The organism is Clavibacter sp. VKM Ac-2873, from assembly GCF_015351075.1.
GTDB lineage: Bacteria > Actinomycetota > Actinomycetes > Actinomycetales > Microbacteriaceae > Clavibacter.
In genome coordinates, this window is record NZ_JADKRS010000002.1 from 292614 (window position 1) to 306685 (window position 14072).

Genomic DNA, 14072 nt, shown 5'->3' on the forward strand with positions numbered 1-14072 from the left:
TCGTCAGGCCGTGTCTGCCAGGCGCGCCGCGGCGCGACCGGCCGCGACGCCGTCAGCCGAGGAGACCCGGGCGATCGAGCCGCGCTCCACCACCGGCATCCCCACGAGGCGCTCACCCGGCTCCGCGTCGCGCAGGACGAGCCGCACCGCCTCGCGTCCCATCTCCTCGTGCGGCAGCGCGATGGTCGTGAGGCCGGGCCGGAGGTGGGACGCCAGCTCGTCGTTGTCGAAGCCGACGAGCGAGATGTCGGCGCCGACGCGGATGCCGCGCTCCTGGCAGGCCTGGTACGCGCCGAACGCCAGGCGGTCGTTGAGGCAGAGGATGGCGCGGGTGCCGGGCGCCGCGTCCAGGAGCGCGCCCGCGGCCTCGTAGCCGGCGTCCGGCTCCCAATCCCCGCACGACCGCTCGGCCGCGAAGCCGAGACCGAGCCCGGTCATCTCGGCGCGGATCCCGTGCAGGCGACGGGCCACGGTCTCCGACCGGAACAGGCGGCGCTCGGTGTCGGCGTCGCTGCCGAGCAGGGCGATGCCGTCGACGTGGCCGGCGGCGGCGAGGAGGTCGACCGCGCGGCGGCCGCCCTCCTCCTCGTCGGGCAGGACCGAGCGGCCGTGGTGCGGGCTGGTGGCGTTGAGCATCACGACGGGCGTCGAGGCAGGCACCTCGGGGACGACGAGCTCCCGCGCGCGCATGGTGGCGAAGACGATGCCGTCGACCTGGCGGTCGAGCACCGCGGACACCGCCTCGGCCTCGCGCGCCTCCTCGCCGCCGGTCTCGAGCACGAGCACCACATGACCGGCCCGCTCCGCCTCGATGAGGGCGCCGCGGATGAGGCCGCTCGCGAAGCGCGTGGTGGCGACGACGTCCGAGATGAAGCCGATGGTGAGCGACCGGTCGGTGCGGAGGGCCCGGGCGCCCATGTTGGGGCGGTACCCGAGCTCGGACGCCGCGGCGAGGACGCGGCGATGGGACTCCTCGGAGAAGCGCGTCGCGGGCGTGGCGTTGAGGATCTGCGACGCCGCGGTCGGGGAGAGGCCAGCCAGCCGGGCCACGTCCGCGAGGGTCGGTCGCTTCTGGCGCATGTGACGACCTCCTCCTCGTGAGCGTATCCGGTGACCCGACGCCCGACGCGACCGCGGGTTGACACCAGGAGCGGCGGCGCGCATGATCTTCTGCACCGGGTAAATGGATTTATCACCACCCTCCCACGCCGCGGGCACCGCTGCCCGCGGCCACGCGCCCCACCCGCCCCGCCCTGCATCACCTGACGAAGGAGTCACCTGGCATGTCCACCATGAGAAGGGCGGGACGCGCGGCAGCGCTCGCCGCCGCCGCCGCCATCTCGGCGCTCGCCCTCGCGAGCTGCGCCCCCGGCAGCGCGCCCGTCGCCTCCGCCCCCGCGGGCGACGTCAGCACCGCGATCCCCACGGACGACGTCACCATCCGGATCCAGGACGAGACCGGCTTCCCGGTCACGGACGAGCTCACGGCCGAGTTCACGAAGCAGCACCCGAACGTGACGTTCGACATCACCCGCGACAGCTTCCAGAACCTCCTCGCGAACACGCCGCGCCTCCTCGCGAGCGACGACGCCCCGGACCTCATCCGCCTCTCGACGCTCGGCACCACGGTCAAGGACGGGCTCCTCACGAACCTCGACCCGTACTTCGACGCGTACGGCTGGGACCGCTTCCCGGCGGGCCAGCTCGCCGGAGCGCGGATGGACGACCAGGGCGTGCGCGGCGAGGGCTCGCTGTGGCAGTTCGGCATCGGGTACAGCGTCACCGGCATCTACATGAACCAGAAGCTGGCCGACCAGGTGGGCATCTCCGAGATGCCGACCACCATGGACGAGCTCGAGGCGGACCTCGCGAAGGCGAAGGACGCGGGCGTGCTCCCCATCCAGACCGGCATGCAGGACGGCGTCGGCACCTTCATCCTGCAGTCGCTCATCAACCAGCAGGGCGACAAGCAGGGCCTCGTCGACTGGATGTACAACAAGCCGGGGGCGACGATCCAGACCGACGCGGCGCTCGCGGGCGCCACGAAGTTCCAGGACTGGGCGAAGGCCGGGTACCTCCCGCCGGACGTCAACGCCATCAACTACACGACGATGGTGTCGAACTTCTCGGCCGGCCAGGGGCTGTTCATGTGGGACGGCAACTGGGACGCCGCTAACGTGGAGAAGGCGCTGGGCCAGGGCGGCGCGCAGTTCGCCCTCGTGCCGCCGCTCGAGGCGGGCGCGAAGCACGTCGCGATGGGCACGGGCAACACCTTCGCGATCCCGGCGAAGTCGAAGAACGCCGACGTGGTCGCCGCGTTCCTGAACTGGATCGTGACGGATGAGAAGGCGCGCCAGATCGTGGTCGACGTGACGGGCGCGTCGCCCGGCGGCGACCCGGCCCAGGCGCTGCCGACCGCCCAGGAGGGCAGCCTCATCGCGAAGGCCCTCGAGCTGTCCGCGGTGGTGGGGGACGACGACGGCTTCGTCGACTTCATGGCCAACAGCACGGCCGGCATCTACCAGGGCTCGCTCCAGCCCAACGAGCAGCTGCTGCTCACCGACAAGATGGCGCCCGCGGACTTCCTGAAGGCCACGCAGGAGTTCTACGAGCAGGACCTCGCCGCACAGTGAGCACCACGGAGCGCACGATCCCCGCGGGGGCGACGGCAGCGGCCGCCGCCCCCGCGGGGCCGTCCCGCGTCCCCGCGCGGCGCCGCCGGCTCGGGCCCGAGGCGCGTCGGACCGCGACCGTCGGCTGGATCATGCTGCTGCCGGCCGTGGCCGCCTACGGCGCGTTCGTCGTCTGGCCGCTCATCACGGCGGTGCAGTACTCGTTCTACAAGTGGAACGGGATCGGCGCCTCGACCTTCATCGGCCTCGACAACTACGTGCAGATCTTCACGGACACGCGGCTGCTGACCCCCATCGTCAACGCGCTGGTCCTCGTGGTCTTCTTCATGGTGATCCCCATCACCGCCGGGCTCGCGCTCGCCACGCTCCTGCGCGGCATGAAGCCCGGGCCCTTCGCGTCGATCTCGCGCACCATCCTGTTCCTGCCGCAGATCGTGCCGCTCGTCGCCGCGGGCATCGCGTGGTCGTGGATGTACGCGCAGTCCGGCACCATCAACTCCATCCTCGACTCGGTGGGGCTCGGCTTCCTCTCCCGCTCCTGGCTCGCCGACTTCGCCACGGCCCTGCCCGCGGTCGGGCTCATCGGATCGTGGGTGCTCACCGGCCTCTGCACCGTGCTGCTGCTCACGGGCATGGGCAAGATCGACGGCTCGCTCTACGAGGCCGTGCGGCTCGACGGCGCCGGCTTCTTCCGCGAGTTCGCCACCATCACCCTGCCGGGCCTCCGGCAGGAGATCGCGGTGCTCGTGACCATCACGGTCATCGCCGCGCTGAGCACCTTCGACATCATCTACACGACCACCAAGGGCGGGCCGGGCACCACGACGCTCGTGCCCGGCATCGAGATCTTCCGGCTCGCGTTCGTGCAGAGCCAGGTGGGCCTCGCGTCCGCGTTCGGCGTGGTGCTGCTCGTGTTCGTGCTGCTGCTCGTGCTCCCCGTCCAACGACTCTCGAGGGAGCGCGACTGATGATCGTCAACCGCACCGAGCTCGTCGTGGGCCGCATCCTCCTGATCGCGGTCCTCGTGCTCACCCTGCTGCCCTTCGCCAGCATGCTCACCGCCGCGCTGCAGTCGCCCGACTCGCTGCCCAACGGATTCTCCTGGCCCACGCCGGCCTACTGGGAGAACTTCGTGACGGCGTTCACGGTCGGGAACATCGGCACGCTGATGCTCTCCAGCCTGTTCATCGTGGTGATGGTCGTGCCCGTCAGCCTCGTCTGCGCCACGCTCGCGGGCTACTCGCTCGGGAACCTCCGGGTGCCCGGCGGGAAGTACGTGCTCGTCGCCATGATCATCGGGCTGACCATCCCGTTCGAGGCGATCATCATCCCGCTCTACTACCAGATGACCGGGTTCGGCCTGATCAACACCAGGTGGGCGGTCATCCTCCCGCTCATCGGGCTGTACATGCCGTTCAGCGTGTTCTGGATGCGCGCGCACTTCGTGGGCGTGCCGCGCGAGCTCTCGGAGGCCGCGCGCGTGGACGGGGCGAGCATCTGGCAGGAGTTCCGGAGCATCCAGCTGCCGCTCGCCCGGCCGGCGCTCTCGGCCCTCGGGATCCTCCTGTTCCTCTGGACCTGGAACCAGTTCCTGCTGCCGCTCGTGATGATCGACGATCCGAGCGAGCGCACCATGGCCGGGGCGCTCGGCGCGTTCCAGGGCCAGTACATCGACGCGCTGCCGCTGCTCTTCGCGGCGTCGCTGATCGTGATGCTGCCCACGGTGATCGTGTACGTGATCTTCCAGCGGCAGTTCATCGCGGCGCTCCTCCAGGGCGCGGTGAAGGGCTGATGGCGTTCGCGCTGCCCGGGCACTGGGTCTGGGACTCATGGACGGCCGTCGACGGCGACACCACGCACCTCTTCTACCTGCACGCGCCGACCGCGCTCGGGGATCCGGACCTCCGGCACCGCAACGCCGCCGTGGGCCACGCGACCTCCACCGACCTCGTGACGTGGACCGACCACGGCGTCGTGCTCGAGCACGGCCCGGCCGGGTCGCCGGACGCGTCGGCCACGTGGACGGGCAGCGTGACGCGCGACCCGTCGGGCCTCTGGCGCATGTCGTACACGGGCTCGGTGTTCCCGCGGGACGACGCGGGCGTGAACGTGGAGACCGTGCTGCAGGCGACCTCGCCCGACCTGCACCGGTGGGAGAAGGCGGCCGGGTCCGCGCTGTCGGCCGACCCGCGCTGGTACGAGACGCTCGCCGACGGCACCTGGCGCGAGGAGGCGTGGCGGGATCCCTGGGTCGACCCCGACCCCGCGGGCGACGGCTGGCGCATGCTCGTCACGGCCAGGTCCCGGGCGGACGCATCCGAGGCCGGGGCGGACCCGCTCGACCGCGGCGTCGTGGGGCAGGCCGTCTCGCCCGACCTCGCGACGTGGACGGCCGCTCCGCCGCTCAGCGCGCCCGGCGCCGGGTTCGCGCAGCTCGAGGTGCTGCAGGTCGCCGAGGTCGAGGGCCGGCGGGTGCTCGTGTTCTCGTGCGCGGGATCCGACCTCGCCGGCGCGCGCACCGGGCAGGAGGGCGGCGTCTTCGCGGTGCCGCTCGATGACGACCAGCCGTTCGGCCGTCCCGTCGACATCGGGCGCGCCCGGCTCCTGCACGGCGAGGGTCTCTACGCCGCGCGCATCGTGCGGACGCCGACCGGCCCCGCGCTCCTCGGGTTCGAGGACGTGGGCGCCGACGGCCGGTTCGTCGGGCGCATCCCGGATCCGCTGCCCGTGCGGTGGGATGCGGCCGGGCAGCTGGTCGTGGGATCCGCCGGGCCCGCGTCGTGACCGCCGCGGGCGTCGGGACGCGCGCCGACGGCGTGACCGGCTGGGTCGCCCCCGGCTTCGAGGGCGTGCGGCGCGCGTTCGCGGAGGCCGTCGCCTCCGACACGGGGACGGGCGGGGCGCTCTCGATCCGGCACCGCGGCGATGTCGTGGTGGACCTCGCGGGCGGCGTCGCCGACGACGTGACCGGGCGCCCGTGGGGGCTCGACACCCCGAGCGTGCTGTTCTCCGCCACGAAGGGGATCATGTCGATCCTCGTCGCGCGCCTCGTGCAGGACGGGCGGCTCCGCTACGACCAGCCTGTCGCCGACCTGTGGCCCGCGTTCGCGCGGGCGGGCAAGGCGGGCACGCGGGTCGCCGACGCGCTCGCCCACCGGGCCGGGCTCGCGGCGCCGCGCGGGGACTGGACGCTGGCCGACGTCGTCGACTGGGATCGGGCGACCGCGCTCCTCGCGGCGGAGGAGCCGCGGTGGGAGCCCGGTGCCGCCTGGGCGTACCACGCGATCACGCACGGCTGGCTGACGGGCGAGATCGTGCGGAGGGTCACCGGGCTCATGCCCGGCGCGTGGTTGCAGGCGCTCGCGACCCGGCCGCTGGGGGTGGACGCGTGGATAGGGATCCTGCCCGAGGTCAGCGGGCGCGTCGCGCGGATGCGCGTGGGCACGACGCTGCGGCAGCACGCCTCCGGGCAGCGGGCGGGGGTGGCGGCGGGCGGATCCGACCTGCCGATGCGCGCGCTCACCCTCGGGGGCGCGCTGCCCCTGGAGCTCGTGGGCGACGACGCGGGCTTCTCCCGCGCGGACGTGCAGGCCGCGGAGGTCCCCGGCGCCGGCGGGATCGGCACGGCCCACGCGGTCGCGGCCATCTGGTCGGCCGTGGTCGTGGAGACCGCCGGCGTGCGCCTGCTCGACGACGACACGATCCGCCTCGCGACCCGCGCCGTCTCCGGCGGCGACGAGCCGCCCGCGTTCGACGTGCCGGGGCCGTGGCCGCGGTGGGGCATGGGCTTCCAGCTCGACTCCGCTGCGCGCCGCTACCTCGGATCCGGCAGCCTCGGCCACGACGGCGCCGGCGGCCAGGTGGCCTTCGCCGACGTCGAGCACCGGGTGGGCTTCGCGTTCCTCACCAACCGCATGGAGGCCGACGACGACCGGGGGACCCGGATCGTGGACGCGCTGCGGGAGGCGCTGGCGCGCTGAGCGCCGCACGGCCGGGGCGGCCGGGACGGCAGGGACGGATCAGCCCCGGGCCACGTTGAGGACGACCTTGCCGCGGGCGTGCCCGCTCTCCATGTGGCGGTGCGCCTCGGCAGCGTCCTCCAGGTCGAAGACCTCGTCGACGTAGACCTTGATGTCGCCCGACTCGAGCAGCCGGGAGATCACCGCGAGCTTCTGCCCGTCGGGCGCGACCTCGTAGTGGGTGGCGCGCACGCCGACCGCGGCCGCGTCCTGCACGAGCGTCGGCCAGCCGCGCACGGGCGCGCTGACCAGGAGGCCGCCGCGGCGGAGGACCTGCAGCGAGCGCGTGCCGGTGTCGTCGGAGCAGTTGCCCACCAGGTCGATCACCACGTCCACGTCGGCGAGCACGTCCTCGAAGCGCACCTGCGAGCGGTCGATGACCTCGTCGGCGCCGAGGTCCGCCAGCCAGTCGACGTTGCGGGGCGAGCCCGTCGCGACGACCCGCGCGCCGAAGTGCCGCGCGAACTGGACCGCGAAGTGGCCGACGCCGCCCGCGCCGGCGTGGATCAGCACGACCTGGCCCTCGTGGGCACGGCCGATGTCGACGACCATGCCCCACGCGGTGAGGGCGCTCACGGGAGTCGCCGCGGCCTCGACGTGGGAGAGCCGGGCGGGCTTCCGGGCGAGGCTGACGCTCGGGACGGCGATGTAGGGGGCGTAGCTGCCGGGCATCCGCGGCACCATGGCCAGGCCGAACACCTCGTCGCCCGGATGCAGCGCGTGGTCCTCGTAGGGCGACTCGACGACGACGCCGCTGAAGTCGCGGCCGAGCACCGCGGGCAGGCTCCCGAGCATCGGCCCGCCGGGCTCGCCGGCGCGCAGCCGCAGGTCGATGGGGTTCACGCCCGCCGCGACGACCTTGACGAGCACCTCGGAGTCGAGGCGCTGCGGCACCGGCACGTCCGCGACGTGCAGGACGTCGGGTCCGCCGGTCTCGGTGACGACGACCGCGCGCATGGTCTCCCCGTGCGGCGCCAGGGCGACCGCGGCAGCCGCCCGGTCCCGCTCCGCCGCCGCGGCGACGCCTGCTCTCGACTGGACGACCTGGCTCATCGTGCGACCCCCCTCGGAACGCGGCGGCATGGTGGGTCCCACCTGCCCCCGCTCGTCCAGTGAAGTCGCCGCGTGAGTCGGGCGTGTTTCCGCGGTGTTCCCCGGGCGAGAAGAATGCCGAGGGCACTCGACGACGGGGCGGTGCCGTCACGCCGCACGCGTGACGGACCGGCGCGGATCAGGCCAGGCCCCGGGCTCCCGCCGGCGCGTTCGCCATCCGCACGATGAGCGCGATGAGGTCGTTCGCGCGCGCCACGAGCGCGGCGATCTCGGCCTCGTCGCGGTCGATCCACTTCCACTTCGGGATGTCGTGCACGGGCACGAAGTCCACGTGCTGCTCCCAGACGATGAGCGAGCGCTCGGCGCCCAGCACGTACTGCTGCCACCAGATCTGCCGCAGGTAGTTGCGCGGGATGCTGCGCCACGGCTTCGCGGTCGTCTTGATCTCCGCGAGCTCGAGCCGGCCGTCCGCCCGCAGGCCCACGCCGTCGGGAGTGGCGAGGTGGCGGCGCTGCCCCTCCGCGTGGAACAGGTGCGCGCTCGGCACGATGCCGTGCTCGGCCTCGACCCAGCGGGCGATCTCCGGCTCGCGCTCCCGGCCGTGGTCGGTGTAGCGGTTGCCGCCGAAGCCGGATCCGTAGAGCTTCTCGAGCGCGACGGCCTGCAGGGACGCGTCGGTCGCGAGGCGTGCCACGTCGGTCGCGGTGATGCCGAAGCTGCGGGCGCGGAGCCAGGCGACCCGATCCGACGAGTGGGCGACGATGCGCGTCAGGTGCGGCGGCGGAGGCGGCGGCGCGGGGGTCGCGGGGGCGAGGTCGTCCTCCCAGGGGAAGGCCAGCATCTCGTCCGTCACGGGCTCCAGGGTACGCTCCGGATCGGCCACGGCCCGCCCCGACGCGGGCGGATCCTCCGGCCTCCGGCGTCCGTTGTCAACAGGTGATGCGCATCTGCCCAGGGCGCGGAAGATCGTGCTAGAAAGGCGTCGTCCCACCCACCCATCACCAGCACGGAGAGAGGAAACGGCATGACCCTGCTCATGGAAGGACCGTCCAGCACGGGAGCATCGGCGCTCGCGGAGGCGCCCACGCGCGTCGAGGAGGTCGACGCCGCGCGCGCCGACGCCCTGCTCGCCGAGGCGTTCGGCTTCACCATCACGCACCGCGGGCGGGAGGCGGAGGTCGTGATGGCCGACGTCACCCTCTGCTGCAGCACGTGCTGCTCGTGCAGCAGCAAGCAGCAGCCTCGCTGACGCCTCCGCCATGGACCCGTCGACGACCTACTCGGTGAGTCCCCGCTACGCCGTCGGGGAGGTGGAGGACACCCTCCACCTCCTCGGCGGTCGCGAGCTGGTCTCCCTGCAGCTGCCCTCCGGCGACGCCGTCTCCGCGGTGTCGCGGCTCCTCTCCCGTCCCTTCACGCGCGCGGACGTCGACGGTGCGTTCGGCGTGCACGCGCCGGTCGTGGCCGACCTCGTCGACGAGCTCGTCGTGCGCGACGTCGTCGTGGGCGTGCCCACGCGGCCCGCCGCCGACGCCGCGCCCGATCCCGTGGGCCGCCTCGACGACCCCGCCCAGGCCGAGCTCGCGCACGTGCTCGACGAGGCGCGGCGCAACGGCGGCGACCGCACGGGCCTCGGCCGCCCCCGGGATCCGCGCACCCCCGCGCGCGTCGCCCTGGTCGGCGACGCCATCCCGACCCTGCTCACCTCGCTGGCCGAGGCGCTGCCCTCGGCGGAGCTCACGGACGAGACCGACGCCGACCTGGTCATCGCGGCCGGCAGCCGGCGGGCCCTCCGGGAGGTGGGCGACCGGATGCACGCGGCCGGTCGCGACTGGCTCCCCATCCACCCGTTCGACGGCCGCTTCCAGCTCGTCGGCCCGGTCGTCGTGCCGGACGAGGGGCCGTGCCACGAGTGCGTCGCCCTGCGCTGGGCCTCGACCACGCCATTCGCCGCGGACCACGCGGGGGTCGCCGACGCGGTCGCGCCCGTCCGCCGCGATCCCGGCCTCGACGCCATCGCGGCAGGCTTCGCCGCGCGGTACGCCGCCCGGTGGGTCTTCGCGCGCGACTGGCTCGTGGCGAGCACAGTGCTCGTGGTCGAGCCGAAGGTGCTGTCGGCGGAGGCGCATCCGGTCTTCCGCGTCGCCCGCTGCGGCACGTGCGGGCCGCGGCCGTACGCGGGGGTGGTGTCGCCGTGGCGCGCCTGAGGACGGCGGGGGCCGACGTGGTGAGCCCGTTCACCGGGCTCGTCGCGTACTCGCATCCCATGGCGTTCACGCCGGACGCCATCCCCGACGCGCTGCACTCCGCACGCACGGCCGACACGGGCTTCCTCGCGGGCATCGCCACGGAGGGGTTCAGCATGGGGCCGGGCGGCAGCGCGGCGGACGCGCGGAGGTCGTGCGTGGGCGAGGCGGTGGAGCGCCTCTCCCTGGCCGGCGGCCGGGGAGCGTTCCGCGCGCCGCTGGGCTCCGACGCCCGCCAGGTCGAGCCCGATGCGTTCCAGCGCTTCCACCCGGCGCAGCGCGAGGACGCGGCGTTCTCGTTCGAGCGTGCCGAGCGGGGCGACCTCCTCACCTGGCTCCCGGCGCGGTCGATGCACGGCGGGCGGCAGGTGCACGTCCCCGCGCAGATGGTGGTCTTCGACGACCCGCACGCGGCCGACGGCCACCGTGAGCGGCACCTCGAACCGGCCACCTCGTCCGGCGTCGCGGCCGGGCCCACGTTCGGCTTCGCGGCCGGTCGGGCGATCCTCGAGCTCATCGAGCGCGACGCGTTCCAGCGGGCGTGGCTGCGCGGATCCACGCCGCCCGCGTTCGACTGGCGCGCCAGCCCCCGCCTCACCGAGGCGACCCGGCGCGAGCTCGCGCGGTTGGAGGAGCTCTGCGGGAGGTTCGGCGCCGCGTTCTCGCTGCGCGTGCTGGACGCCGCGGCGGACGTGCCCGTGCTCCTCGCGGTGATGCGGAGCGACCGCATCGGCGTCGCGGTGGGCTGCGCGGCCGACTTCCGGCTCGACCGCGCCGCGCTCAACGCCGTGCGCGAGGCGGTCCACACCCACAACTGGTGCCTGCGCCTGCTGCCCCTGCCGCCCGTCGAGCCGTCCGCGGTCGTCGAGTTCGAGGACCACGTGCGCCTGCACTGCGCGCCGTCGGCCCGCCCGCTGTCCGCCGCCCTGGACGCATCGGTCGAGTCCGTGGCGTCCGTGAGCGGGCCGTCGAGCTGGGGAGAGGTCGTGGAGGGGCTGCATCGGGAGGGGATCGAGGTGCTGCTGTCCGAGATCACCGCGCCGGAGGTGCGCGCCGCCGGCTTCCACGTCGTCCGCGCGCTGAGCCCTCACCTGGTCGCGCTCGACGTGCGGCACGACGCCCGGTTCCTCGGGCATCCGCGGCTCTACCGGCGGTGGCGGGACGGGCCCGCGATCCTGAGCCCGGCCGACCTCGTCGGCGTCCCGCACCCGTTCCCGTGAGGGCGCCCCGCCGCCCCGCGTCCATGCCATCGCGAGCCGATGCGCGCCATCGCGCCCGCACCATCAGGAGGACCCCATGAGCATCACCGACATCGGCACAGCGCCCGCGCGCACGGCGGAGGACGGCCGAGCCGGGACGGGCGCGGAACCCGGTCCGGCACCGGCACCGGCGTCGGCGTCCGCCGGCAGCGTCGGCCCGATCTTCAGCGTCGGCGGCGCGGTCGAGCGGGCGGCGGGCGACCTCGCCGAGGACTTCCACGAGGCGTCCAAGATCACGCGCATCACCCACCCCGGCTGGACCGACGTGCGGTACGCGCAGCAGCTGGCGCAGGAGGCGCAGGGCGTCGCGGACGCGGGACCGGGCGGCGCCACGAGCGCGCCGCGCCTGCTCCCGGCGCTCGCCCTGCCGCCGGCGCTGCCGCTGCCGCACGGCCTCGGGGCGACGATCGCGGCCCGCCGGTCGGCGGATCCGGAGCAGCTCGCCGCGCCGCTCGCGCTCGCGGAGCTCGCGACCGTGCTGCGCGCCGCCTACGGGCCGCGCGGCGACGGCGGCACCGGCCGCTTCGTGCCCTCGGCCGGCGGGCTCTACCCGCTCGACCTGCACGTCGTGGTGCGGGCGGCCGAGGGCGTCGCGGCGGGGATCCACCAGCTTGACCCGCTCGAGGAGGCGCTCGTCGACGTGTCCGGCCTCGACCGGGCCGGTCGGCTCGCGCGCTTCCGGCGTGCCGCGCCGACGGCCATGGCGCCCCTCGCCGAGCAGGCGGCCGTGACGATCGTGATCACCGGCAGCTTCGAGCGCTCCCGCACGAAGTACGGCCTGCGCGGCTACCGGCTCACGCTGCTCGAGGCGGGGCACGTCGCGCAGAACGCGCTGCTCGTCGCGACGGCGCTCGGGCTCCCGTCGATCGGCTGGGTCGGCTTCGTCGACCACGAGCTCGACGCCGTGCTCGGGCTCGACGGGGTGACGCAGTCGTCGCTCTACGCGGTCTCGCTGGGCGGGCGTCCGGATCCGGGCGGCACCGCGCCCCCGGACGGGCTGGCTCCCGCCGCGGTGCATCGCGACCACCCGCACTCGGCGGCCGCCGGCGCGCGGCACTTCGCCGAGGAGGAGGCCTCGCATGACTGACGCGGTGGAGCTCGAGGGGATCACCCGCACCTTCGGCCGGACGCGCGCGCTCGATGCCGCGTGCTTCTCCCTCGCGCCGGGACTCGTGCACGCGCTGCTCGGGCCGAACGGATCCGGCAAGACCACGGCCATCGACGTGCTCACCGCGACGCGCCGCCCCGACGCGGGCCGGGCGCGCGTGCTCGGCCACGACGTGCGGCGCGGCGGGCCCACGGCCTCGCTCGTCGCGGTGATGCCGCAGGCGCTCGCGTTCCCCGAGTACCTCACGGTGCGCGAGGTGCTCGCGCTCGCCCTCGTGCCGCACGCCGCCGCGCTCACGCCGGCCGCGGCCATCGACCGGTTCGACCTCGACCGGCTCGCGTCGCGCCAGACCGGCGGGCTCAGCGGCGGCGAGCGGCGGAGGGTGGCGCTGGCGTGCGTGGTCGGCGCGGGGACGCCCGTCGTGGTGCTCGACGAGCCCTCGGCGGCGCTCGACATCCCCGGCCGGGCCGCCGTGCGCGACGCCATCGCCGCGGTCCGCGACTCCGGGCGCACGGTGCTCCTCGCGTCGCACGACATGGAGGAGGTCGCGGCGCTCGCCGACACCGTGGTCTGCCTCGACCACGGGCGGGTCGTCGGCCACTGGACCGCGGCCGACTTCCGCGGGCTGGCCGGTGTGCGGCGGGTGGGCTTCGACGCGACCGTCGCCGAGGCGCGGCGCCTCCGGTCGTCCGGTGCGGTGCCCGAGGCGGGGGAGGAGCCCCGCGGCCTCGAGCGGATCCGGTGGGTCATCGACACGGATCGCTCGGACGTCGTCGCGGGGCTCGTGCTCGCCGCCGTGTCGCAGCCCCGCCTCACGGTCGTCGAGCCCGGTCTCGGCGAGATCGTGGAGCGCGTGCTGGCGGGTGGCGCGGAGGCCGTCCCGCCCGATCCGTCCCGCGCCGCGGATCCGGCGGGATGCATCCGATGACCGCCGCCTCGACGCCCGCCCGTCCCACCGCCGCGCGCCGGCTGGCGATCTACCGCGCCCACGTCGTGAGCGAGCTCGCGCAGAACGCGCGCATGCCCGCGTTCGTGCTCCCGCTGCTCGCCTACCCCGTGCTCATCTACGCGGTCGTCGGCCTGCCGATGGGCGGGTCGCCGAGCGCGCGTCTCAGCGTGCTGCTCGGCTACGTGCTGTTCTCGGTGCTCGGGACGGTGACGTTCCAGTTCGGCGTGGGCGTCGCGTCGGCCCGGGAGTCGCCGTGGGAGCGGTGGCTGTTCACGGCGCCGGTGCCCGCGTGGATCCGGCTCGCCGCCAAGCTCACGGTCGCGTGCGTCTTCGGGGTGCTGTTCGTGATCCCCGTGGCGGTCGTCGGGTTCACGGCCGGCGGGGTGCGGGTCGACGCGGCGACCTTCGCGGCCGTCGCGCTCGCCGTGCTGGCCGGGGCCGTCCCCATGGCGCTGCTCGGGCTGGCGATGGGGTACTGGTTCCCCGCCCGCGGCGCGCTCGGCCTCGCCAACCTCGTGTACCTGCCCCTGTCGTTCGCGGGCGGACTGTTCACGGGCGGCGACACGAGCGGCACGCCCTGGGAGTCCCTCACGGTCCTGCTCCCCACCGGCGCGTGGAGCACGCTGACGAGCGCCGCCGCCCGACACGACACCGCGATGATGGGGATCCCGCTGATCCTCCTCGCGGCCTGGGCGGTGCTGCTCGGCGGCATCACGCTCGCCGGGTACCAGCGCACGCAGTCGGCGAACTTTCGCTGACGGCGGCCCGTGAGCGGGCGCGGCCCGGTGTGTAGCGTGGATCCCGC

The 14072-nt window shown here is 74.6% G+C and carries 14 protein-coding genes; 11 read left to right on the forward strand and 3 right to left on the reverse strand.

Annotated features, from left to right (window positions below):
• Positions 1–3: 3 nt before the first annotated feature.
• The gene (locus ITJ44_RS08655; protein ID WP_194634614.1) at positions 4–1080 is read right to left on the reverse strand and encodes a LacI family DNA-binding transcriptional regulator; all 1077 of its coding nucleotides are present in this window, start codon (positions 1078–1080) and stop codon (positions 4–6) included.
• 203 nt (positions 1081–1283) lie between these two features.
• On the opposite strand from ITJ44_RS08655, the gene ITJ44_RS08660 reads away from it, so the two are divergent.
• Genes ITJ44_RS08660 through ITJ44_RS08680 form a run of 5 tightly spaced genes read left to right on the forward strand, consistent with a single transcriptional unit; the run spans position 1284 to position 6613 of the window.
• Positions 1284–2633, forward strand: coding sequence for an ABC transporter substrate-binding protein (locus ITJ44_RS08660; RefSeq protein WP_194634616.1), 1350 nt, complete (start codon positions 1284–1286; stop codon positions 2631–2633).
• The gene (locus ITJ44_RS08665; RefSeq protein ID WP_194634618.1) at positions 2630–3601 is read left to right on the forward strand and encodes a carbohydrate ABC transporter permease; all 972 of its coding nucleotides are present in this window, start codon (positions 2630–2632) and stop codon (positions 3599–3601) included. Before ITJ44_RS08660 ends, ITJ44_RS08665 begins: the two co-directional genes overlap by 4 nt.
• Positions 3601–4425 (forward strand): carbohydrate ABC transporter permease, encoded by an 825-nt coding sequence (locus tag ITJ44_RS08670; protein WP_012039470.1) that lies wholly within the window; start codon positions 3601–3603, stop codon positions 4423–4425. Before ITJ44_RS08665 ends, ITJ44_RS08670 begins: the two co-directional genes overlap by 1 nt.
• Entirely contained in the window at positions 4425–5417 is a 993-nt protein-coding gene (locus ITJ44_RS08675) for a glycosyl hydrolase family 32 (protein WP_194634620.1), read from the forward strand. Before ITJ44_RS08670 ends, ITJ44_RS08675 begins: the two co-directional genes overlap by 1 nt.
• A complete protein-coding gene (locus tag ITJ44_RS08680; protein WP_194634622.1) occupies positions 5414–6613 on the forward strand; it encodes a serine hydrolase domain-containing protein in 1200 nt (399 codons plus the stop codon). Before ITJ44_RS08675 ends, ITJ44_RS08680 begins: the two co-directional genes overlap by 4 nt.
• A 39-nt stretch (positions 6614–6652) precedes the next feature.
• On the opposite strand, the gene ITJ44_RS08685 is transcribed toward ITJ44_RS08680, so the two are convergent.
• Both ITJ44_RS08685 and ITJ44_RS08690 read right to left on the reverse strand, forming a co-directional pair.
• Entirely contained in the window at positions 6653–7705 is a 1053-nt protein-coding gene (locus ITJ44_RS08685; RefSeq protein WP_370551655.1) for an NADP-dependent oxidoreductase, read from the reverse strand.
• Positions 7706–7883: 178 nt separating this feature from the next.
• Entirely contained in the window at positions 7884–8546 is a 663-nt protein-coding gene (locus ITJ44_RS08690; protein WP_094131385.1) for a YqaJ viral recombinase family protein, read from the reverse strand.
• Positions 8547–8729: 183 nt separating this feature from the next.
• Here ITJ44_RS08690 and ITJ44_RS08695 point away from each other — a divergent pair, with 183 nt between their 5' ends.
• From ITJ44_RS08695 to ITJ44_RS08720, 6 genes are all read left to right on the forward strand, one after another.
• A complete protein-coding gene (locus ITJ44_RS08695; protein WP_194634624.1) occupies positions 8730–8954 on the forward strand; it encodes a hypothetical protein in 225 nt (74 codons plus the stop codon).
• 10 nt (positions 8955–8964) lie between these two features.
• On the forward strand, positions 8965–9912 hold the full coding sequence (locus tag ITJ44_RS08700) for a TOMM precursor leader peptide-binding protein (protein ID WP_194634625.1): 948 nt from the start codon (positions 8965–8967) through the stop codon (positions 9910–9912).
• The gene (locus ITJ44_RS08705; RefSeq protein WP_370551656.1) at positions 9900–11171 is read left to right on the forward strand and encodes a YcaO-like family protein; all 1272 of its coding nucleotides are present in this window, start codon (positions 9900–9902) and stop codon (positions 11169–11171) included. The genes ITJ44_RS08700 and ITJ44_RS08705 overlap by 13 nt, the downstream gene beginning before the upstream one ends.
• 76 nt (positions 11172–11247) lie before the next feature.
• Positions 11248–12297: a SagB/ThcOx family dehydrogenase gene (locus ITJ44_RS08710; RefSeq protein WP_194634627.1), complete on the forward strand. Its 1050-nt coding sequence runs from the start codon at positions 11248–11250 to the stop codon at positions 12295–12297.
• Positions 12290–13246, forward strand: a complete 957-nt coding sequence (locus tag ITJ44_RS08715; protein ID WP_194634629.1) for an ABC transporter ATP-binding protein — start codon at positions 12290–12292, stop codon at positions 13244–13246. Before ITJ44_RS08710 ends, ITJ44_RS08715 begins: the two co-directional genes overlap by 8 nt.
• Positions 13243–14025, forward strand: coding sequence for an ABC transporter permease (locus tag ITJ44_RS08720; protein WP_194634631.1), 783 nt, complete (start codon positions 13243–13245; stop codon positions 14023–14025). Before ITJ44_RS08715 ends, ITJ44_RS08720 begins: the two co-directional genes overlap by 4 nt.
• Positions 14026–14072 lie beyond the last annotated feature (47 nt).